At 54.5% G+C, this 22,563-nt stretch carries 17 protein-coding genes; 3 read left to right on the top strand and 14 right to left on the bottom strand.

Going from position 1 to position 22,563, the window contains the following annotated elements; all coding sequences use genetic code 11:
• Positions 1-83: 83 nt before the first annotated feature.
• From ilvA to ilvG, 4 genes are all read right to left on the bottom strand, one after another.
• Positions 84-1,628: a threonine ammonia-lyase, biosynthetic gene (gene ilvA, locus ACFFJP_RS16090; protein WP_377246547.1), complete on the bottom strand. Its 1,545-nt coding sequence runs from the start codon at positions 1,626-1,628 to the stop codon at positions 84-86.
• A gap of 150 nt (positions 1,629-1,778) precedes the next feature.
• Complete coding sequence (gene ilvD / locus ACFFJP_RS16085) at positions 1,779-3,629, bottom strand: dihydroxy-acid dehydratase (RefSeq protein WP_377246396.1); 1,851 nt, start codon at positions 3,627-3,629, stop codon at positions 1,779-1,781.
• 359 nt (positions 3,630-3,988) lie between these two features.
• Positions 3,989-4,264, bottom strand: a complete 276-nt coding sequence (gene ilvM, locus ACFFJP_RS16080) for an acetolactate synthase 2 small subunit (RefSeq protein ID WP_208932749.1) — start codon at positions 4,262-4,264, stop codon at positions 3,989-3,991.
• Between the two features lie 2 nt (positions 4,265-4,266).
• A complete protein-coding gene (gene ilvG, locus ACFFJP_RS16075; protein WP_377246393.1) occupies positions 4,267-5,934 on the bottom strand; it encodes an acetolactate synthase 2 catalytic subunit in 1,668 nt (555 codons plus the stop codon).
• Positions 5,935-6,454: 520 nt separating this feature from the next.
• Between ilvG and ACFFJP_RS16070 the strand changes: the two genes are divergently transcribed.
• Entirely contained in the window at positions 6,455-6,718 is a 264-nt protein-coding gene (locus ACFFJP_RS16070) for a DUF1289 domain-containing protein (protein ID WP_377246390.1), read from the top strand.
• A gap of 22 nt (positions 6,719-6,740) precedes the next feature.
• On the opposite strand, the gene ACFFJP_RS16065 is transcribed toward ACFFJP_RS16070, so the two are convergent.
• The 4 genes from ACFFJP_RS16065 to ACFFJP_RS16050 form a co-directional block, all read right to left on the bottom strand.
• Entirely contained in the window at positions 6,741-8,375 is a 1,635-nt protein-coding gene (locus ACFFJP_RS16065) for a sensor histidine kinase (protein ID WP_377246387.1), read from the bottom strand.
• A gap of 519 nt (positions 8,376-8,894) precedes the next feature.
• A complete protein-coding gene (locus ACFFJP_RS16060) occupies positions 8,895-10,685 on the bottom strand; it encodes an alpha-amylase family glycosyl hydrolase (RefSeq protein ID WP_377246384.1) in 1,791 nt (596 codons plus the stop codon).
• Positions 10,686-10,814: 129 nt separating this feature from the next.
• The gene (locus ACFFJP_RS16055) at positions 10,815-11,789 is read right to left on the bottom strand and encodes a catalase family peroxidase (RefSeq protein ID WP_377246381.1); all 975 of its coding nucleotides are present in this window, start codon (positions 11,787-11,789) and stop codon (positions 10,815-10,817) included.
• 143 nt (positions 11,790-11,932) lie between these two features.
• Positions 11,933-12,607 carry a putative 2OG-Fe(II) oxygenase gene (locus ACFFJP_RS16050; protein ID WP_377246378.1) on the bottom strand — a complete coding sequence of 225 codons (675 nt, stop codon included), beginning with the start codon at positions 12,605-12,607 and terminating at the stop codon, positions 11,933-11,935.
• 178 nt (positions 12,608-12,785) lie between these two features.
• On the opposite strand from ACFFJP_RS16050, the gene ACFFJP_RS16045 reads away from it, so the two are divergent.
• A complete protein-coding gene (locus ACFFJP_RS16045) occupies positions 12,786-13,250 on the top strand; it encodes a GNAT family N-acetyltransferase (protein ID WP_377246375.1) in 465 nt (154 codons plus the stop codon).
• 6 nt (positions 13,251-13,256) lie between these two features.
• On the opposite strand, the gene ACFFJP_RS16040 is transcribed toward ACFFJP_RS16045, so the two are convergent.
• From ACFFJP_RS16040 to ACFFJP_RS16025, 4 genes are all read right to left on the bottom strand, one after another.
• On the bottom strand, positions 13,257-16,451 hold the full coding sequence (locus ACFFJP_RS16040) for an efflux RND transporter permease subunit (RefSeq protein ID WP_377246372.1): 3,195 nt from the start codon (positions 16,449-16,451) through the stop codon (positions 13,257-13,259).
• Entirely contained in the window at positions 16,451-17,536 is a 1,086-nt protein-coding gene (locus ACFFJP_RS16035) for an efflux RND transporter periplasmic adaptor subunit (RefSeq protein WP_377246369.1), read from the bottom strand. The genes ACFFJP_RS16040 and ACFFJP_RS16035 overlap by 1 nt, the downstream gene beginning before the upstream one ends.
• Positions 17,537-17,870: 334 nt before the next feature.
• Positions 17,871-18,563 (bottom strand): 16S rRNA pseudouridine(516) synthase RsuA, encoded by a 693-nt coding sequence (rsuA, locus tag ACFFJP_RS16030; RefSeq protein WP_377246366.1) that lies wholly within the window; start codon positions 18,561-18,563, stop codon positions 17,871-17,873.
• Positions 18,564-18,639: 76 nt separating this feature from the next.
• Complete coding sequence (locus tag ACFFJP_RS16025; RefSeq protein WP_377246363.1) at positions 18,640-19,383, bottom strand: substrate-binding periplasmic protein; 744 nt, start codon at positions 19,381-19,383, stop codon at positions 18,640-18,642.
• Positions 19,384-19,718: 335 nt separating this feature from the next.
• Here ACFFJP_RS16025 and ACFFJP_RS16020 point away from each other — a divergent pair, with 335 nt between their 5' ends.
• Positions 19,719-21,065, top strand: a complete 1,347-nt coding sequence (locus ACFFJP_RS16020) for a sodium-dependent transporter (protein WP_377246360.1) — start codon at positions 19,719-19,721, stop codon at positions 21,063-21,065.
• A 112-nt stretch (positions 21,066-21,177) separates the two neighbouring features.
• Here ACFFJP_RS16020 and ACFFJP_RS16015 read toward each other — a convergent pair whose 3' ends face one another.
• Positions 21,178-21,606: a hypothetical protein gene (locus ACFFJP_RS16015; RefSeq protein WP_377246357.1), complete on the bottom strand. Its 429-nt coding sequence runs from the start codon at positions 21,604-21,606 to the stop codon at positions 21,178-21,180.
• Positions 21,607-21,719: 113 nt separating this feature from the next.
• Positions 21,720-22,493 carry a DUF417 family protein gene (locus ACFFJP_RS16010; protein WP_377246354.1) on the bottom strand — a complete coding sequence of 258 codons (774 nt, stop codon included), beginning with the start codon at positions 22,491-22,493 and terminating at the stop codon, positions 21,720-21,722.
• Between the last annotated feature and the right edge of the window lie 70 nt (positions 22,494-22,563).

Below are 22,563 nucleotides of genomic sequence, written 5' to 3'. Positions count from 1 at the left end.
AAGATATACGATCAGGTTGTCGAAAAATAATACAGTCTTACGGGGGCGCGCATTCCTCGTAAGACTGATGTGACATAGTAATTTCACCCAGCAGTCAAAAAAGTCTTATAAGAACTATTTCCACTCACCAGCTGATACGGATAACCCAAAGCCTCTAAGTGCCCTTCAATCTCAGAAGGTTCGGCAATCTCAAACCCAGCCATCACATCACCGGTGGCGGCGCCGTGGTTGCGGTAGTGGAATAACGTGATGTTCCATTTCTCGCCGAGGGTGTTGAGGAAGTTCATCAGGGCGCCAGGGTATTCCGGGAAGTTGAACTGGTAGACTTGTTCGTTGACGAGGCGTGGTGGCATGCCGCCGACCATGTGGCGGACGTGCAGTTTGGCCAGTTCGTCGTCGGATAAATCCTGGAATTGGTAGCCAGCGTCCGTTAGTGCTTGCGTGACTTGTGCCAGTTCTTGTGCGCCGTTTCTAAGCTTAATACCGACAAAAATATGCGCTTTGTTGTCACTGGCGTAGCGGTAGTTAAATTCAGTGATGGCGCGGCCGCCGAGCGTCTGGCAGAAGCGGCGGAAACTGCCTTTTTCTTCCGGGATGGTGACGGCGAATACCGCTTCTTTTTTCTCACCCAGTTCACAGCGCTCGGACACGTATCTGAGCGTGTCAAAGTTCAGGTTCGCGCCGCTTAATACCGCCGCCAGCTGCGTTTGCTCAGTCACATCGCCGGTCTGGCTATGTTGCTGGGCGTATTTTTTCAGGCCCGCTAACGCCAAAGCACCGGCCGGTTCGGCCACGGCGCGTAAGTCTTCAAAGATGTCTTTGATGGCGGCGCAGATCTCGTCGCTGGAAACTGTCACCACTTCGTCGCAAAACAGCTGGGCTAATTTGAAATTTTCAGTACCGATGCGTTTAACGGCGACACCATCGGCGAACAAGCCGACTCGGTCTAATGTGACCGGTTCACCAGCTTTGAGGGCAGCCTCTAAACAAGCGGCGTCGTCCGGCTCTACGCCAATCACCCGCACATTCGGCAGCACGGCTTTGATATAGACCGCCATGCCGGCCAATAAGCCACCGCCGCCAACCGGAATAAATACCGCGCTTAACTGATTGTTTTGCGTCAGCAGTTCTTTCGCAACAGTGCCTTGTCCGGCGATCACATCAACATCGTCAAACGGCGGGATATAAATGGCGCCGGTGTTTTTCGCCAATTCGATAGCGTGGCGGTTGGCTTCGTCAAACGCCGTGCCGTGCAGCAGCACATTGCCGCCAAAACCGCGTACCGCGCTGACTTTGATTTCCGGCGTGGTGATTGGCATCACAATAGTGGCGTGCAAGCCCAGTTTGCTGGCTGACAAAGCCACGCCCTGCGCGTGGTTGCCAGCAGATGCACAAATGACCCGCGTGCTGTCTAAAGTGCCGGCTGCCGTGGCTTTGGCCGCTACTTTATGCAGCTTATGAAAAGCGCCACGCAGCTTAAATGAATACACCGGCTGATGGTCTTCGCGTTTTAGCTCGACCTGGCAGCCTAAGCGTTTGCTCAGTTTTGGCATCGTCTGCAACGGGGTTTCGACCGCCGCCTGATACACCGGCGACAGCAATATTTCGCGCAGATAATGTTGTTGCAAAGCAGCGCGTTCGTCTGCCGGATGGGCATGGAGTGCAGCAGCGCCCTTTTCTGCAACAGACACGGGCACTTGTTGTAACGCAGTCATTTTTTCTCGCCTTTCTGATGAACCGGGCTGTGGCTTCGTACCCACAGCACCGGCCTGAAACTATTAGTCTTCCAGCTTGGACAAATCGCGCACTGCGCCTTTGTCGGCCGAGCTCGCCAGTAAGGCATAGGCTTTTAAAGCCGGGCTGACGTAACGGGTGCGGTCCACCGGTTTCCAGCCTTGTTTGCCTTTGGCGTCCATGGCGGCTTTGCGCGCCGCCAGAGTTTCGTCAGAAATTCGAATATTAATACTGCGGTTCGGGATATCGATGTCGATGCCGTCGCCATCTTCAACCAGCGCAATAGCGCCGCCGCTGGCTGCTTCCGGTGACACGTGGCCAATCGACAGGCCAGACGTGCCGCCAGAGAAGCGACCGTCGGTGACTAAAGCACAGGCTTTGCCGAGGCCCATCGATTTTAAGTAGCTGGTTGGGTACAACATTTCCTGCATACCCGGGCCGCCTTTTGGCCCTTCGTAGCGAATCACCACCACATCACCGGCTTTGACCACGCCACCTAAAATAGCGGTCACGGCGTCGTCCTGCGATTCAAACACCCGCGCCACGCCGTTAAACACCAGGTTGTCTTTATCTACACCGGCGGTTTTGACGATACAGCCGTTTGGCGCCAGGTTGCCGAATAACACGGCCAGGCCACCGTCCTGCGAATACGCATGTTCTTTGCTGCGGATACAGCCGTTTTCACGGTCATCGTCCAGTGTCGGGTAGCGGCAGTTTTGCGAAAACGCCTGCGTGGTGCGGATCCCGGCCGGGCCGGCGCGGTAGAAATCTTTTACTGCCTGATCTTGCGTCGTGACGATATCAAAACGGCTTAATACATCACCGAGCGAACTGCCGGCGACATGCGGCGTGTCCGGGTTCACCAGGCCAGCGCGTTGTAACTCGGCCAGAATGGCGACCACACCACCGGCGCGGTGCACATCTTCCATATGGTATTTTTGCGTCGACGGCGCCACTTTGGATAAATGCGGCACGATGCGCGACAAGCGGTCGATGTCGGCCATGCCAAAATCAACTTCGGCTTCAATGGCGGCAGCCAGTAAATGCAGTACTGTGTTGGTGGAACCGCCCATCGCGATATCCAGCATCATGGCGTTTTCAAAGGCGGTTTTATTGGCGATTGAACGCGGCAGCGCACTGGCGTCGTCTTGCTGATACCAACGGCGCGTCAGGTCCATAATGCGCGTGCCGGCGCTGATAAACAGTTCGCGGCGGTCAGCGTGGGTCGCCAGCATTGAACCATTGCCCGGCTGACCTAAACCTAAAGCTTCCACTAAGCAGTTCATCGAGTTGGCAGTGAACATGCCGGAACAGGAACCGCACGTTGGGCAGGCGCTACGCTCGATTTTTTCGCTGTCTTCGTCTGACACTTTCGGATCGGCGGCAGACACCATCGCATCGACTAAATCGAGTTTGATGATTTGGTCCGACAGCTTGGTTTTGCCGGCTTCCATCGGGCCACCGGAAACAAAGATCGCCGGGATATTCAGGCGCAGTGCGGCCATCAGCATGCCCGGCGTGATTTTGTCGCAGTTAGAGATACAAACCATCGCATCGGCGCAGTGGCCATTGACCACATACTCGACCGAGTCAGCGATGATTTCGCGCGACGGCAGGCTGTACAGCATACCGCCGTGGCCCATGGCGATACCGTCGTCGATGGCGATGGTGTTGAATTCTTTGGCGATACCGCCGGCGGCTTCAATACTTGCAGCGACAAGCTTCCCGAGATCGCGCAGGTGCACATGGCCCGGCACGAATTCAGTGAACGAGTTCACCACGGCGATGATCGGCTTACCAAAGTCGGTGTCTTTGACACCAGTAGCGCGCCACAAGGCACGGGCACCCGCCATATTGCGGCCTTCGGTGGTCGTGGCTGAACGTAATTTAGGCATGCAATTTACTCCTGCATTTACAAATTGAGTGATGCGGCGTTTAAGAAAATGAATGCGCCAGCATCGGGTTTTGGGTTCAGGGCCACTTGGTTGTAACGTCACTGCCTGTGGCAGTGATCATGCCGGGCGGTTATGGGGTGCCCGTGCTGTTGTTTTTTTACGTTTTTAACGGGCGGATTTCACGCCCGTTGCGGGCGGGGATGAACCCCGCCCCTACAATTTCGTCTTCGCATTGGGCATTTTCACGCCCGTTGCGGGCGGGGGTGAACCCCGCCCCTACGTTAATTTCGGATCAGAGATGGCGCCGTAGGGGCGGGTCTTGTACCCGCCCGTTACCAATCCATTCAACGTATTCCGAATCACGCCCGCAGCGCACCGGCTTCGGCCTGATGCAGCTCCAAATCCAGCACGTCGTACAGTTTATTCAGCTGGTTCACCAACAGGCTGATCGGCTTGTCGCTGACCACGCTTAAGGTTATCAGTAAACCAGTCAAATCAGCCAGCGGCTTTAATTCAAGACCGGCCAAAGTAAAACCGCGGTAGCGCGTGACTTGCAATAAACGCTCAATCGCGACGGCTTCATGCCGGGTGTGGATCGTCAAAGTATGCTGGTGGCTTTTGGCTGCGTTGCTCATGGTTATTCCTCCCACTGGGGTAAGTCGGTCATCATGTCGTGGTTGGCGGCACCTGGCGGTACTAATGGCCAGACGTTGTCCGTTTCGTCGATGCGTACGTGTAACAAATAAGGGCCTGGCCAGCTGAACATGGCGTCTAAGGCCGATTCCACTTCGTCTTTGTGGCTGATGCTGTGGCCTGGAATGGCAAAAGCAGCGGCCAGCGAGACAAAATCCGGGTTGTCAGATAAATCGGTTTCGCTGTAGCGACCGGCGAAAAACAGCTGTTGCCATTGTTTCACCATGCCGAGGCGCTGGTTGTCGATCACAACGATTTTGACCGGCAGGCGGAAGCGTTTGATCGTCGCCAGTTCCTGCACGTTCATCATAAAAGAGCCGTCGCCGGTCACCAGTACGCTGGTATCCTGCGGCCGCGAGATTTTGGCGCCAATCGCTGCTGGCAAGCCAAAGCCCATAGTGCCGAGGCCACCGCTGGATAAATGATTGCGTGGCGAGTTAAAGCGCATATGCTGCGCCACCCACATCTGATGCTGGCCAACGTCGCAGCTAACCACCGAATTGTCCGGCATCCGCTCACTCAGCTGTTTCAGTAATAACGGCGCGAAGATGCGCTCGCCCGGATGGTCGTAGCGCCAGCCGTGCTGGTTTTTCAGCGCGCTGCAGTGCGCCTGCCATTGGCTGTAATCACCAGCTGTTGTGATGGCGGGCAAAAGCGCTTTTAAATCGCCTAACATGGCGACATCAGCAATACGTAACTTGTTGATTTCAGCCGGGTCGATATCGATATGAATGACCTTAGCTTCCGGCGCGAATTTCTTCAGGTTGCCGGTCACCCGGTCATCAAAACGGGCGCCTAAACAGACCAGCAAATCAGTTTGTTGCACTGCGATATTCGCCGCCTGCGTGCCGTGCATGCCGAGCATGCCTAAATACAACGGATTGGCTTTTTCCACCGAGCCCATCGCTTTTAACGTGGTGACCGACGGCATGCCGGTGGCGGTTAAAAAGGCATTCAGTTCCGGCAACGCATCGGCCATATGCACACCGCCACCGATGTAGGCCATCGGTTTTTGCGCTTGCTGCAGCAAGGTCCGGGCGGCAGCGATTTGTGTGGCCAGGCCGGAGCAATCTGGCGCAGCGGTGGCGGTGGTCAAATGCAGCGGTTGGTAATCCACTTGCGCTAACTGCACGTCTTTTGGGATATCAACCAGCACCGGACCAGGCCGGCCGCTTTGCGCTAACACAAAAGCTTCGCGCAGGGTGTCGGCTAAATCGGCGACATCGCGCACATAAAAACTGTGTTTGGTGCAGGTTAAGCTCAGGCCCAATACGTCGACTTCCTGGAACGCATCGGTGCCGGCAACCGCTTGCGACACTTGACCCGTGATGGCAACCACCGGCACAGAATCCAGCAGCGCATCGGCTAAAGCAGTGATCAGGTTAGTCGCGCCAGGGCCGGAAGTGGCCAGGCAAACGCCGGTCTGGCCGCTGGCGCGGGCATAACCGATAGCGCTGAAACCGCCGCCTTGCTCATGACGGCAGAGGTAGTGTTTGACCGGGCTTTGGTAGAGCGCGTCGTAGATCGGCATAATTGCCCCGCCCGGATAACCGAACACGGAATGCACGCCGTGCTCTGTTAATAATTTCACTACCAATTCTGCGCCTGTCATACCCGTATCCTCTGTCTGTCCGGCCTGTGCCGGCTGTAGTCGCTTTGCTAATCCGCCAATTCCCGCCGCCTGCATTTTTTTCACAGGCCCAGAAAGTACAAAACCCCCGGACCTTGCGGTGCGGGGGTTTTGTTGGAATCTGATTATTTTACGGTCTCAGTCCCAAACAGCAGCCCCCGCGGCGACTAATAATCACCACGTTTACGAGGACCACAATAATGTTCAGGATGGTTGTTTTACGCATAATGTTTGTTGCAATAACTCTGTTGGTTATATGTCTGAAAACGGCGATGGCACATCGGCCACAGCAAAACGCTATTAGAAATAGCCGTCTGCACGGCCTAAGTCAACAGTTATTTTCCGTTTTAGCGAAATCAGCCGTCAAAACGGCTGTGGATTAACATTTGTACAGGGCTTGGCGACAGAATCAGCAAGGTCAGCGGCTTGGCAGTGTGGCTGCAGATTGGGTAGACTCAAGGGATCCGCGATTCAGGCCGGCGCTGCCACCACATCAGGTGCTATGGACCAACTCGAGCTGTTTGACTTACCCAACCCCTGTATCGGGGTGTGCCAGAGCAATAACCGCGGTTATTGCATGGGGTGTCTGCGCTCGCGGGATGAACGCTTTAACTGGCATCAGAAACCGGCCGCCGAACGCGCCCGCATTCTGAAACTGCTGGAACAACGCCGCGCCCGCCGCGACGCCGCGCGACTGGCCGGTAAGCCCGACGCCAGCCTCGAAGCCGATCAACCGCCCTCAACACCAGATTTATTTGGTTTCTGAGCCCAGTATTCATCGGCGGCTGTTAAGGATTAACCAGCAACGCAAAACGCAATTCAAAGGTGGTGCCGAGGCCTTCCTGACTGCTGAAACTAATCTGCCCGCCCATATATTCCACCAGTTTTTTACTGATCGACAAACCAAGACCGGTGCCGGGATGGCTTTGATCAGGTTGCGGCTCCAGCTGTACAAAAGGCTCAAAAATTTTACTCTGTTGCGCGGCCGGAATACCGTACCCTTGGTCCTGTACGCCGATAATCAGCTGATGGTTCTCGCAGCGTGCCCACATCATCACCACGCTATGTTTTGGCGAGAACTTCACGGCATTGGATAAAAGATTCGCAATCACTTGCTGCAGCCGGTCCGGGTCCAGATTCACCACCGCATGCGGCGCCTGGTCGTTAAACAGGATTTTGGAGCCAAATTCCTCAGCATATCCCTGCAGATTCTGCGCACAGGCGCGCAGCAATTGACTGGCATCGACCGGGATCGCCGTCACTTCGAGCTTACCTTGTTCAATCTTCTGCAGGTCGAGTAAGTCATTGACTAAAAACAACAAACGTTCTGAATTTTGCTGGCAGATCCGTGCCATATCTTCGGCGCGTTTCGGAATGTCACCCAAAGCGCCGCCCATAATTAAACCGATACTGGCACGGATTGCGGTCAGTGGGGTGCGCAGTTCATGACTGACGTTGGCGATAAATTCGTTTTTATGTTGTTCTGCCAGCGCCTGGCGGCTGATGTCTTCAAATACGGTGATGCCATAGCCGATCTCGCCCGTTTCGAGATAACCGGGCCAGCCCCAGCAGCGCACCACAGTCTCACCTCTGCTGGTTTGCAGCAACGCGGCATCGATAAACAGGTTTTCACCGCGAAGTGCCGCCATCGCCGGTAACTGAGCGGCCCGCATAGGCATGCCGCTGGTTTTATCACGCAGGTGCGCCATCATCTGTAGCGGCATGCCAGCCTGACTATCCTGGCCAAACAAACGGCTCGCCGCGTGATTGTGGTAATAAGTTTTTTGCTGCAGGTCGACCACTTCCAGCGCCAGCGGTAAATCATCCAGCCATTGCCGGTATTGGTGTTGTGTCACCGCCATCAGTTGCTGTTGTTGTGCCTGTACCGCGCGATGCAGGATAAACACCATCATCACCGCGGTCAGCAGGAAATTCAGCCAGGCGCTGATACTCTGCATGTATACATCGAGATTGGTTTGGGTATGCAGCAGTCCGCTGCTATAGCCGGCAAAAATCGTCAGGAAGATGGTCAGCGCCAACGCACAAACCAAATACATAGTGCGGGCTGAATACAAAAAACCGGTGATGAGGCAGCCACAAATCAACCAGAAAGTACCGTTGGCCGCCAGACCAAAGCTGTACAAACCACCCGCGCCCAACACCAGCATCACGGTGATAATCAAAAAACCTTTTAACTGCACGGATAAACGTTGCCGGTTCAGCGCCGTGACAATGACGACTGTGGCAATGGTCAGATGTACGGCGTACAGATTGAGCCAGCCTGTTTGGAAGATCCGCAACAATGACACCGGCAACACTACCGCCGTCAGGATTAAAAAATCGCGCCATAACGAGTCGAGAAACTGGCCGGTGATTTGGAGTTTTTGCTGTTGTAACCAGGAAGGTATATTGGACTGCTGCAATGTTAGAGTTCGCTTATTCACAACGACTGAAACGTTAAAGGTAGAACGCCGCAGCCAGATTGCCAGCGAAAATCCGAAGGCGGTGCGAGATCAAACAAAACAAGCGGCGCCCGGCCCTTTAAAAAGTCCGCTGTGACTAGAGCGTGTTGACGTTTGGTGGTTAGGTTTTGTTCGAGTTGGCGGCGTTTGGGGCGCGAAACGAGGCGCGTAGCATAGTGATTCTATGTGAGCAACGAGTGACAAAGCCCAAAGCGCCGCCAAACGAACCCTTCGGGCAGCGTTTGGCAGCTCTTTCTGCTGCGTTAGTGCTCGCTTGAGTAGAATAACTACACCGCACTCACACTGCCTTGCATAAAAAGCTGCCAAACTGCTGCAAAAACAAACACCAAACGTCAACACGCTCTAAACATCCACACAAATGGGGTGCGACCAACATCAGTCACAGGGGACCGGGGGACTTGCTCGGAACCAGGGCGCCAAACCCGGAAAGTGGCAGCGGTCGGAACCGCTGCCAGATGCTCAGTTAAACCAGCTGCGCAGCTGCCAGGCGGCCAGTTGTGTGGCGTCGGCAGCGGCTTCGTTCCAGCCGTTTTGCAAGTTGTTATCCTGCAGTAATTCAGCCGGAACCGCCTGTGGCTCTGCCGACAGATTCAGCAACACAATGCTCTTTTTCCCTGCCAGTTCGCGGCTGATTTGCAGCATTTTGCCGCCGTTCAGCGCTTTTGCTTCATAGCTGCCAGCGACGCCAAATTCGGCGCGTTGTTGTTTTTGCGCGATGAGGAATTTGTAAAGCGACCACAGTGATTTGGCGTCTTGCTGTTGGTCTGCCACCGTCACTTTAGCGGCCAGCTGCGCTTGCAGGAACGGCGCCCACCAGCTGGTTTCGCGCTGTGGCGGGAACAGTTGGTCCGATTGCACCCAGGCATTGGCGGCAGTGGTGAAACCAGCCTGCGGGCTTTGGTCCCACAGCATCGGCGCGCGGCGCTGAATATGTTCAGCATCCGACGCCTGATTCAGGCCAATTTCTTCGCCGTAATACAGATAAGTACTACCGGGTGAGGTCAGCAGCATCGCGGCCGCCAGCTTGGCTTTGGCCTGATCGCCCTGTAACTGCCAGCCCAGCCGCGGTTGGTCGTGGTTGGTCAGAAACGGGCTGAAGTAACCCATGGCAACACCGGCGGCCTTACGCGCGTTGAAATTGGCCTGCAATAGCTGTTCGGCACCACTGGCAGTGTTGCTATTCATAGTGCCAAATTCGGCTTTGACCCCACCGTTGCCTTGCAGCAATTCCAGCACTTTATAACCAAATTCAAAATCAAAACCGGCATCCAGTGCTTTGCCATCACCGGCATATTTGGCTGCGACCGGCAGGTCGGCCCAGGCTTCACCGACCAGCATCGCATCGGGCTGCACTGACTTGACGTATTGGGTGAAATCTTTCCAGTATTCAATGGTTTCCATGGTATCGGCCTGACCATCCGGCCCGGTTTCAATGGCATAACGCACCGCATCTAAGCGAAACCCAGCAACTCCCATATCCAGCCAGTATTTCGCCATTTTTTTCATCTCAGCGACCACATCCGGATGGGTCAGATTCAGATCCGGCTGTGACGCGCCAAAAGCAGCGTAATAATATTCTTTGCGGCCTTCATGGTAATGCCAGACCACTTTCGGGTCGGTTTTGCTGGCATCCCAGGCCGGGCCCCAGCCGTCGGTTGGCAGGTCTTTGCGCCAGATAAAGTAGTCTTTATACGGCGCTTCACCGGCGGCGGAGCGTTTGAACCAATCGTGTTGGTCTGAGATATGGTTAATCACTAAATCGAGGATAATACGGATATTTTTTGCTTTGGCGGCATCAATCAGCGCTTTGAATTCCTGCTGACTGCCGTAGTCGGTTTCAACCTGATAAAACTCGGTAAAGTCATAACCGTGATAACTCGGCGCTTCAAACATCGGCGTCAGCCACAGCGCGTCGACACCTAAATCAGCTAAGTACGGCAGCTTTTGCGCGATGCCGTTGAAATCACCGGTGCCGTCGGCGTTACTGTCGGCAAAACTGCGTGGCCAAATCTGATAAAACACTGCGTCCTGCCACCAGGGCGTGGTCACTGCAGCGGTCTGCGTCTGGCTGGTTTTTTGTTCGCTTACCTTTTGTACCGTGACAGCCGCGCTAACAGGCTTACTGGCCTCAGGGGCTGGCTGACAGGCTGACAACAACGCCGCCAGCAATGACACCTTCAGTGCAGGTACAGCACGGCGACAAGCAAAAGCGACAGGGGAAAAGGCAGTACGCAGCATAGATCTGGCCATGGGCGGCTCCGGTGAATAAAGACCGCCTCAGCTTAGTCGAAGTCAACGTACCGCGAATAGCACCGCTTTGGTGCAAAACCACTGCATACGTTTGCAGTGGCTTTGGCTATGGTATGCATCAGGCAAAAATCAGTGGCCGGTCAGCCGTTTACCAAAGGAAATCGCGTAGGCCGCCGAGCGCATCGCCAGGATTGGGTCTGCACTGGGGCTGATGCCGGCACTCAGCACATTGGGGTCAAAATTCACCTGGTCGCAAGCGTTGTCACCCTGCGTGCGCAGCGTCACCAAACCGGCATCCAGCGTTTTGCGCGACGCCGGCCAGACGATTGAAGGGTCGAGCAGATTGTCACCGGCTTCGGCCAGCACCAGTTGCAGCTTAAATTGCACCGGCCCCTGCTGGAGCTGCTTTGCCAGTCGCTGTTGCAGGAATTCGCTGGGTTTGGCGGCAATTTCAGCTGCAGTTAAACCTTTCACGCCATCGACCGGTTGCAGTTGCCAGCGCACCGCCTGCTGCTGCTCATTTTGATTCGTCAGCATAAAACTATGCAGGCCAAAATATGGCGTATTGGCATAGCTGGCCGGCGGTGGTGTGCTGGCCAGATATTTGGCCTGCGCCTGCGTATCCGGGTGGGCGGCGCGGTACGCGGCCACTTTCGCCATGTCTGGTTTACCGTCTGGGCCCGGGATCAGCGTTTTTAGCAGACCAAGAAATGACTCCGGATCTTTGGCGCCAAACATCGGCGTCGACAACAGCGCGAAATGCTGCAGCTCGCCATTATTGAGCTTGATTTGCAGCGCCAATCCACGCGGAGAACGGCTGTTTTCTGCAGCTTTCGGATTACCACCGGCCATCGAAAAACGTCCGATTAACGGGTAACTGGCGCCGCTGAACAAGGCTGATTTACTGTAGGGTTGGATGGCGGCAGCGCCCTGAAAGTCGCCGGCGATACAAATACCTTTGGCGTGGCCTTTGCGCACGCCGGGATGTTCCCCAAAAATTTTGGCAAAGGTATCAATAAATTCTGGCGCGGTGGCAGGGTCGGCTGCGACGGGCGCAGTCAGGCTTAGCAAAGTCGCAATACATAGTGGTTTGAGCAGAGACATCTTGGGTCCTTGGGCAACTGAGTTACATAGTTTGTAGCCCATCGGACCGGTCTTTCGTGCATTTGTGTGCAGGGACTGCGGTCAACCGCCCGATATCAGAGATGACAGCCCGAAATTATCTACTCCAGGCTGTCGGTATGCCATCAACGACGGATTTTCCGCAGCACCTGCCGTAATCCGGCAAAACGCTGTTTATCGGTTTTTTTCCGCACATTCAGTGCCGGATGCCAGGCATTCAGCGCCAGACTGATCCGCGTTTGCTGACCCAGATACGGGTTCACCCGGTGCCCCAGCCAGCTCGGGAAGATGTACATATCGCCATCTTCGGGCGTCACGGCGAAACTCTGCTCACGTAACGGCACCGGACTATGAATATTCAGCGGGCAACTTTGTTGATTAATAAACACTGTTTCGCCGCCGACACCGGCACCACCGCAACGCAGATAATAAAATGCACTGACGACAACGCCGCTACGGAAATGATCATGCGCTCTATTAAAATGACCGGTTTCATTACAGTTCGCCCAGATCTCCATTTGCCATAGCTCCGGGTCCAGCGGTGTCTCGAGGGCGAAAAATTGTTGCGCCCAGGCCGACAAATGAGCGGGCAGCGTGTCGGTAAACTCACGCAGCGCCGGTTCGTTCCGCTCTTGTAACACCGAAGGTGAATGCCAGCCACCGACATTAGTTTTACTGACTGAAGGTAACTGGCCCCTCAAATTCAGCACTTCAGCAATTAATGCCGGATTTAAACGTTGCGCTTGCGGCCAGGTTACTTTGAGTACCTGGCTCGGAAACAACTGCAGTAACTGATACATGTTTGCGCCAATCTTCCATAGGTTCTGTCGCGATCTTATCAACAGTTGTCTCGACGTGCCAATGGGCTATGCAACCTTTTTTTAACGCTTAATCACTGAATCAATTAAGATTATTCTGAAACCATCAGGCCTCTGCTAAACTGCGGCAACTGAATTTGTTGAAGATCGAACCGCCCCGATGCAACTGCTGAATCTGCTTGAATGTGCTGACTTTATCCCGACCATCGCAAGCTGGCATTTTGATGAATGGCACGCCTTGTTCCCGCATAAATCGGTGGAAGATTTCGCTGCTGACTTGCGCGAGTCGCTGCAGCAGGATGAGCTGCCACAAACCTGGGTGTTGTTGGATGCGCAGGGTGAAGCGATTGGCACTGCGTCTTTGTTGCTATCGGATATGACCACCAATCAGCAGTTAAGCCCGTGGCTTGCCAATATCTATATTCACCCGCTGCAACGCGGCAAAGGCTTAGGCAAACAAGTGGTGAAGCAGGTGATGGCAGAAGCGCGCCAGCGCGAGCTCAGGAAGCTGTATCTGTTTACTGAAGACCAGCAGGCGTTTTACGAAAAATTAGGCTGGGAGCTGCATCACCGCGAGTTCTACGAGAACCATTGGGTTGCGGTGATGCAGTATGATTTTTTTTAGGCAGGATCAAACGCGCTGATAGTGATAGGCGTAATACACCACCGGGATCACCACCAACGTCAGCACGGTCGACACGCCTAAACCGGCAATCAATGCCACCGCCAGACCACCGAAGATCGGGTCATCCAGAATAAACATCGCGCCTAACATCGCCGCCAGTGCGGTCAGGATAATAGGCCGCGCCCGCACCGCTGAAGCGTGCACCACGGCATGCTCCAGATCGATACCAGCTGACGTTTGTTGCTGGATCGCATCGACCAGCAAAATCGAGTTACGCACGATAATACCGGCCAGCGCAATCATGCCAATCATCGACGTCGCGGTGAACTGCACACCAAGCAGCCAATGGCCCGGCATAATGCCGATAATCGTCAGCGGAATCGGCGCCATGATCATCAGCGGTACGCCGTAAGATCTAAACTGCGCCACCACTAGCAGATAAATCATGATGAGGCCGACGCCATAAGCGATGCCCATGTCGCGGAAAGTCTCAAAAGTGATTTGCCACTCGCCGTCCCACTTGATACTGATTTGGTCGGTATCCGTTGGCACACTGAACAGCTGTTGCGTAGGCGCGGCGTCGCCCTGTGACAGCGCAGCTTTCACATCGAGCATGCCGTACAGCGGGCTGTCCGGGCCACCGGCCAGATCGGCTGTAACAAACACCACAGGGCGTAAGTCTTTGCGATAAATCGTGTTTTCCCGCGTGGTTTCGACTTTGCGCGTCAGTTCAGACAACGCAATCAGTTGGCCGGTTTGGCTCACCACCGGTAGCTGGCCAAGCGCTGTCCAGTTGGCCAGCACGCCTTCGCCCAGTTGCAGCTCGACCGGCGTCAACTGGCGCTTGTGGTCGTCACGGACAAAAGTAGCGGTATGACCGGCCACGGCCATTTGTAAAGTCTGATTAATCGCCTCGACCGACACGCCCAGCAGTGCAGCTTTTTGCTGATCAGCGATAAGCTGCCAGCGCGGCTGCGGTGCTTCGACCGTGCTGTCGATATCGACCAGCAGCGGTGTCGCCGCAAACTGCTGTTGTAGCTGCGTCGCGGCTTTGAGCTGTGCCTGATAATCCGGGCCATACACTTCGGCGACCAGTGGCGCCATCACCGGCGGTCCGGGTGGCACTTCCACCAGCTTGATGCTGGCGCCGGTGCTTTGTTCGAGTTTGCTGAGCAGCGGCCGCACGCGCAGCGCAATGGCATGGCTTTGCTCGTCACGTTGATGGCGGTCTTGCAGATTGACCTGCACGTCACCCTGCCACGGCAGCTGACGCAGATAATATTGCCGTACCAGGCCATTAAAATTCATCGGCGCGGCGGTGCCGGCATAAGTCTGCAAATGGGTGACTTCCGGTAAGGTCAAAAGCGCCTGACTCACCTGATTCAGCACGGCCTGGGTTTGCTCCAGCGTGCTGCCTTCAGGCAAATCCACCACCACCTGAAACTCAGATTTGTTATCAAACGGCAGCATTTTCAGCACGACCTGCTGACTGGTCACCAGCAGCACCGACATCGTGATCGCGGCCAGTAAGCCCACCAGCAGTTTCACCCGGTTACTGCGCCCTGCCCGCGCCCGCAGCATCGGCTGCATCAGGCGGCGGAAGAAATGCTCGAGTTTTTCATCCTGCGCATGATGGGCACCAGCCGCCGGCGTGCGGTTGGCAAACATCTTCAGGAATAACCAGGGCGTGAAAATGAAGGCGACCAGCAGACTGATCAGCATGCCCATACTGGCATTCAGCGGAATAGGGCTCATATAAGGCCCCATCAGCCCGCTGACAAAAGCCATCGGCAGCAATGCGGCGATGACGGTGAAAGTGGCCAGAATAGTCGGGCTGCCAACTTCTTCGACCGCCAGCGGCACCGCCTCAGACAGCGGTTTGCCACCTAATAGCCAATGGCGGTGCAGGTTTTCAACTACCACAATCGCATCGTCGACCAAAATACCGATGGAGAAAATCAGCGCAAACAACGACACCCGGTTCAGCGTAAAACCATAGGCCCAGGATGCAAATAACGTCAGCGCCAGCGTGATCACGACAGCCGCACCGACGACTATGGCTTCGCGTTTGCCGAGTGCGAAACCGACCAGCAACACCACCGAAGCGGTGGCAAAAACAAGTTTATGGATCAGCGTGTCGGCTTTATCTTTGGCGGTCAGGCCATAATCGCGACTGATACTCAGTTCGATATCCTGACTTAAGTAACTCTGTTGCAGCTGTGCCAGTTTGTCCTGTAATGCAGCAGTGACATCCACCGCATTAAAACCCGGTTGTTTCGCCACGACTACAGTGACAGCAGCAGAACTCAGTGCGTTGTTATCCGAACCAACCGGCTGCAGATGCTGCACATAAGTATCAGGTTCAGCCACACCGCGGCTGATGTCGGCAACGTCGCGTAAGTAAACCGGTAGCAATTCACCTTGTGTACCGCTACGCACTGCCACCACCAGCTGCGCCACTTCATCAGCGCTGGATAAAAAACTGCCACTTTCCAGCTGCACCAGCTGCTGCGGCGCCAGCATCGCCTGACTGCTGCGCACCGTACCCGCTTGCTGCAGCGCCTGGCTTAATTGCGGTAACGACAGCTGATAAGCGCCTAACCGCGCTGGGTCCAGCCGCACGCTGACCTGCTCGGCTTGGCGGCCGATCGTATAAATATCGCGGCTGCCGGGTACTTGCTGCAGCTGTTCTTCCAGCAGATTGGCGGCGGCTTGTAATTCAGCGCGGCCAAGCTGCGGGTTTTTACTCCACAGCGTGACGGCAAACACCGGCACATCATCGATGCCTTTGGGTTTGATCAGCACGGGACCAATATTAGCGGCGGCGGGTTGCCAGTCGGCTTTGGCGTAAAATGCGTTGTATAAGCGCACTAACGCGTCGGTGCGTTTTTCGCCGACTTCAAACTGCACGGTCAGCACAGTTCGGCCAGGTTCTGACACTGAATACACATGTTTGACGCCGGCAATTTCGGCGATGATTTTTTCCGCCGGCACTGCGACTTGCTGCTCCACCATGGCAGCCGAAGCGCCGGGATAAGCAATAAATACATTGGCAAATGTCACTTCAATTTGCGGTTCTTCTTCACGCGGTGTGACCAGCACCGCAAACAGCCCCAGCAACAAACTGACCAGCGCCAGCAGTGGCGTGATCTGATTTTGTTTAAAGGCTGCCGCTAAACGGCCGGAGATGCCCAGTTGCATTATTTTGACTCCTGCACTGTCGCATTAGCCGCCGGTTGCAGGCTTTGCAGCATCGCCTGCGCATCCAACGCTATCTTCTGCCCGGCACTGAGACCCGATAAGAGCTGATATTGCTGCTGATGCAGTCGTAACACCCGCACCGGTTGTAACTGCGGCTTGGATGGCTGCTGCAGATACACCATCGCCACTTCACCGCGCCATAACACGGCGCTGGCTGGTAACAGTAATTGCTGCTGACTGCCGGTTTGCAGTTTCAGTGTGGTCCAGCTGCCCGGATACAGTTGCTGGGCGCTGTAATCAGCGACTGGTAATTTCAGTCGCAGCAGAAAACTATGGCTGAGCGCATTACCCTGTGGCGCAATGGTCAGATCCGGCACGCCCAGACTCAGCTGACTGCCATTGACCAATTGCAACTCGGCCGCGTTGCTTTGCCGCGCAGCCTGTAATTGTTGTTGCGGTAACTGCGCCGTTAAACGTAAGTGTTCCAGACTCAGGCCGACCAACAATGGTTTGCCGACCGTCGCCAGTTCGCCCAGCTCGACCAGTCGCTGCTGTAAAATACCGCTGTAAGGCGCTCGCACCACGGTTTGCTCTAGCTGCTCTTTTGCTGCACTGGCAGCGGCACTGGCTTGTTGTTGGCGGGCTTTGGCGGCATTAAAGTTGGCCTGTGCCAAATCCAGCGCAGCTTTGGCGACCAGCCCCTGCTGATGAATTTGCTGCACCCGCTTCAGCTCTTTGTCCTGCTCGATAAAACGCACCTGCGCTTCACTGAGCGCCGCTTCAGCCTGCGCCAGCCGGGCTTTTTGTTCAGTATCGGTAAAACGCACCACCACCGCACCCTGCGGCACCAGATCGTTCACATCAAATGGCAATTCAATGATGCGGCCTGAGGTTTGAGCTGAAATGGTCGATTGCGCCACCGCTTCGACCAGCGCCGGTAATTCCAGCCAGACCGGTTGCGCCTGCGGTGTTAGCGTATGCCACTCTGTTGCGCTCGCTGCCACCGGCTGTATGGCAATGGCAAGCATAGTAAAAAGCGCGGTCAATGACGCACTTAGCTGCTGTCCCAGTTCTTTCATCTGCATATTGCCTCCCAATGTATTGCGTTGCTGCTGTGTAGCATTTCCATGCGCTGGTGCTTGGCATAGCTCCCCGACATAGTTCCCCGACATAGTTCCCCGACATAGTTCCCTGAGGCAGGAACAGTATAGTCGCCACACACTGCATTAGATAAATTTAATATAAGTATATATTAGAAAATTCTAATTAGAAAGTGCCGTGCCTACAGCTGGATCGAACCGAAAAACCAGATTAATAAAAGGCAGTCGAGATCAAATGATGTGGGATCGTTGGGGCAAGGCGCAAAGTATTTAACCCTGACGCTTAGTCAGGGTTAAATACTTATTACAAATTAGAAACTTACTTAAATGAGGCGACTTCGTCCGCGCTCAGAAAACGATATTCACCTTCGGCCAGACTTTCGTCCAGCGCCAGCGAACCTACACGTTCGCGGTGCAGCCGTACCACTTTATTGCCAATGGCGGCAAACATCCGTTTGACCTGATGGTAACGGCCTTCATGAATGGTCAACAGGCATTCGGTCGGGCTGACAATTTCCAGCTGTGCCGGTTTGGTCAGATCTTTTTCGCCGCGCAGCATCACACCTTCAGCAAACAAGGCAATAGCGCTGTCTTCAACCGGATCAGCTAACCAAGCGCGATAGGTTTTGGCGCAATGATGTTTTGGGCTACTGATTTTATGTGACCACTGGCCATCATCGGTGATCAGCAGCAAGCCTGTAGTATCTAAATCTAACCGGCCGACGGTATGCAGTTTTTCGACGTTAGGCTCATCGAGCAACACGAACACTGTGTTGTGATCCGGGTCGTCAGTCGAACAGACATACCCGGTGGGTTTGTGCAGCAGGATATAACGCGGCCCGGTCAGTTGCAGTGGCTCGTTATCCAGCAAAACAATATCGCTGTCTTTGATTTGCTGCGCCGGCTGCTTGCACAACACGCCATTGAGCAGGATTTCGCCCTGGCGGATCAGTTTGCCGGCCTGACTACGCGTCAGTCCGGTGCAATCACAGACAAATTTATCTAAACGCATTGGTATATGGTCCATGACGGTGGGGGCGTCAGTGTACTGAGGCGTCCGCGCACCTGCAAGCAGCGGCAGGCTGCTATTACAGCGGTTTTAAGCCGTACAGACTGAGCCGGTCCAGCCAGTATTTCTGCAACGTCAGTCGCTGCAATGCCTGTTCAAACTCTGGATATAGCTGCTGATAATCCCGGGTAAACAGAATTTGCCGGCGATAGGCCGGATAAGGCTGACCGGTAATTTTCAGCTTACCGAGATATTGGGTTTGCCGCCCGTAATATAAAAAGCTGGAGCGTGTGATCACCACATGCTCCAGCTGTTTTTCCAGCAAGCGCGTCAGATTTTCTTTGTCCGAATCGGTATCAATGCGCTGGATTTTGCCCTCGGCAATCAACTCATTCAAACCCGGATAGCTATAACCGCGGATAGCACCAATCCGGCTGCCGGTCAGTTCATTAAGCTGCTGAATTTTATGTGCATGTTGATACGGCGACACAAAGACTTCGCGATCGCTGAATAAAGTGCCAGACCAGAGGTAAGGCTCTGCATCTGCCACAAACCAGGCCGGGTTGGTCCACAAGGCAATGGTCGGTAATCGTGCCGCCAGCCGCTGATTCAGTTCAGGCCGGCTGATTTGCTGCAGATTCAGTTGATACTGGTCGCCCAATTCCTGCTGGAGTGCGCGGATCAGATCATAATTCAGCCCAGTGTCATTCTCTGCGTTGATCACAAAGGGCGGCGCATTGTGGTACGCATACAACGTCACCACTGTTGTGGCGGTGGCCGGGCTCAGCCAGCACCAGAGAATAAACCACCACCAATTCCGCATGCATTGCCACTCCACTGGACTCCCGGTTTTAACCTTAGCTGTCATCGCATCGATACGCCAGCTGGCCAAATGTTGCCGGTTTGTAGCAAATGAAAACCGGACAAACTGGTCCAACCCTGCACTGGCGCCTGCTGCCGCAGAAAACCATGACCTGCTGCATTGCTAACCTGTTGCTAACCGCAGCGCGGCTTTTCTCAGCGTTTTTTGGTTGCATTTACCCCGCGCTTTCCTCTACATTGCTGCTGCCTCTGTCTGACTTCTGCGCAACAGCAGGACCGGGGTTGCCTACCAACCCACATAATTATTAAAACGAATGATTCACCGACGAGAACATCATGACTGATCAATTAACCGCCCGCGGCAACTGGGGCTCACGCATCGGCTTTATTCTGGCCGCAGCTGGCTCAGCAGTAGGCCTGGGTGCAATCTGGAAATTCCCTTATGTCGCAGGCGCCAATGGCGGCGGCGTATTTTTACTGGTGTACCTGGCTTGTGTATTTTCGGTAGGCGTCGTGATGATGCTGGCGGAAATGATGATTGGCCGCAGCGCGAAAAAATCAGCCACTTCCGCTTACCGGGTGCTTGGCAAAGGCAAATGGCATTGGGCCGGCTGGATCTCGGTGCTCTGTGTCTATCTGATCCTGGGCTTTTATTGCGTCGTCGGTGGCTGGACCATTGCCTACATCGTCGAAGCGGTCAAAGGCGACATCTTAACCACTGACGCCAAAGTGCTCAGTGATACCTTCACCAACTTTATTGCCGATCCGACAGCCTCGCTCATTTACACCGCCGGCTTTATGGGTATTACAGCACTGATTGTCGTCGCCGGCGTGCAAGCTGGTATCGAACGGATCTGTAAGGTGTTGATGCCAGTGTTGTTCGCGTTGATGTTATTCCTGGTGTACCGCAGTCTGACGCTGCCAGGCGCGATGGAAGGCGTGATGTACTTTATTACGCCGGACTGGAGCAAGCTGTCGATTAAGATGGTGTTAGATGCGCTGGGTTTGGCGGTGTTCTCGCTGTCGGTCGGTGCCGGTCTGATGATCGCGTACGGTTCGTATTTAAGTGAAGAGACCAAAATTGTCAACGCAGGTTTGTGGATCGCCGGCCTTGCGACTATGGCCTCAGTATTGGCTGGCTTGATGATTCTGCCGGCGGTATTTGCCTTCCACGTTGACCCGGCGGCTGGCCCTGGCTTGACCTTTATCACGATGCCGGCCCTGTTTGCGCAAATGGCTGGTGGCCAGTTACTGGCACTGGTGTTTTTCTCATTGTTACTGTTCGCAGCAGTCACCTCTTCGATTTCGATCCTCGAACCAGCGGTTGCTTTCCTGATTGATGAATACGGCATGGCACGTCGCACAGCGACATTGGTCGTGTCTGTTTCCAACTACGTGATTCTGGGTGTACCAGCAGCACTGTCGTTTGGCAGCATGGCCGAAAGCATGAAAGTCTTTGGCAAAACGCCGTTTGACCTGATGGATTTTGTCGCATCGAACCTGCTGATGCCACTGGGCGGTATGTTTGCCGCCGTGTTTGTTGGCTGGGCAATTTGGCACAAAATCAAGCCAATCCTGCAGGACGAAATGCATAAACACGTGCTGTCAGGCTATCGCCTGCTTGCTGCCGTGGTCGCACCGCTGCTGATTGCGATCGTGGCTTATATGACGATTAAGGGCTGATGCCTGTAGGCTCTGTGTAAGAGTAAGACTTGCATCTTAGACAAAGCCAGCATTCGCTGGCTTTGTTATTTTTGGCTGACTGGTGCGATAAAAACGGCACCTGAACTTTCACTCAGCTCTCAGTCTTCTTTACCGACTTGGCTGTCGCAGGCCCGGACAACGCTTTGCTGGATTTGCCCGGATGCAGATATTTGTCTTTTGGCGCAAAAGCACTGGGCATGACTTCGATGCCGAGTTTACGGCCCAGTTTAACGATCAGCGGAATAGTGATAGGTGCAAACGGCAGAATCGCGAACACACCAAGTCCGGTGGCGCGCAATACGTCTGCCAGCTGTGCATTCGCCTGCTGCAACTCAGCTTTACTGACCTGACCGGTCACATATTGCTGATAAATGCGCAGCATCTGCTTAGTTTCAGCTTTTTCCTGCGACAACGCACATTGCAGCCGGATCATACTAAAGCGGATCCGCATCATACTTTTGCGACGTTGTAACCGGAGCACTCGCAAAGGCGCTTTATGCAGATGACGTAACAGTCTCATTCCGATCCTCGGGGTCGCATGCCACCCTCAGCAGCCGGATCAAACACGGCAACGGGCGGTCCGGCTATTATCCTTCGGAGCTGTAAAGAAAAACAGTATTATTTGCGGAAATTTTAACCCTGCTTTGGTCGAATCAGCCATGCCTGCGCCAGCAACAGCATGTTGGCGATAAACCACAAGTCTTTGATGATAAACACACCGCTGCTGCTGAGCACTGCTGGTGCTGTCCAGGCATCCGGAAAACTGATTAAAAAGGTCTGCGTCGTGACAAACACCGAGCCACACATCAGAAAACCGGGCACAAACAGCCGTGGCCAGCGATAACCTGCAGCCAGCAGCAGCAGCGCCAGCCAATCAAACAGGCCGATCAAATCAGACGCTGTTTGCTCATCCGCCACCAGATATAGCCAACTTAACAGCGGCGAACTGCTGACCAAATCAACAATGCCTTTGGCTTCATATGGCAGAAACTTCATGCCGCCAATCCACAGCAAAACCAAAGCGACCGGCAGATAATTCAGCCAAAAACGTTCGGCCGGTGAAGACACAGGCCAGCGCCATAATGTGATAGCAAGCGCGACCAGCGCGACAAATTTAATCACGCCCTGGCCGGAACCAATAATCGGGAAGCCACCCAGACTGGCGATATAGTGCTGTGCGCCGAACAGGCTGATTAACGGCAAAAGACTGAACAGGACCAGAGTCAGCGCCAGTAACCGCTGCGGCAGACGCCAACGCAACCCCAGCAACGCCAGTAACACCACAGTCCAAAGCAACCCAATCTGCGGTTGTGCTAACTGGGCCAGTAAAGTCGGTGAGACTTCAGTGAAATAGGCCACAATAGCGCTAAACGCGCCATATTGACCGGCCTGAAATGACCACGCCATCAGCGCAGCAGAAAGGGCGATTAGAATCAACGCGGCTTGCAACATCTTGAACAACCTGATTGGAAAAATG

It is taken from the genome of Rheinheimera tilapiae (genome assembly GCF_042432165.1).
Lineage (GTDB): Bacteria > Pseudomonadota > Gammaproteobacteria > Enterobacterales > Alteromonadaceae > Pararheinheimera > Pararheinheimera tilapiae.
The sequence above is the reverse complement of the archived record's forward strand: the minus strand, read 5'-3'. Positions and strand labels throughout refer to the sequence as shown.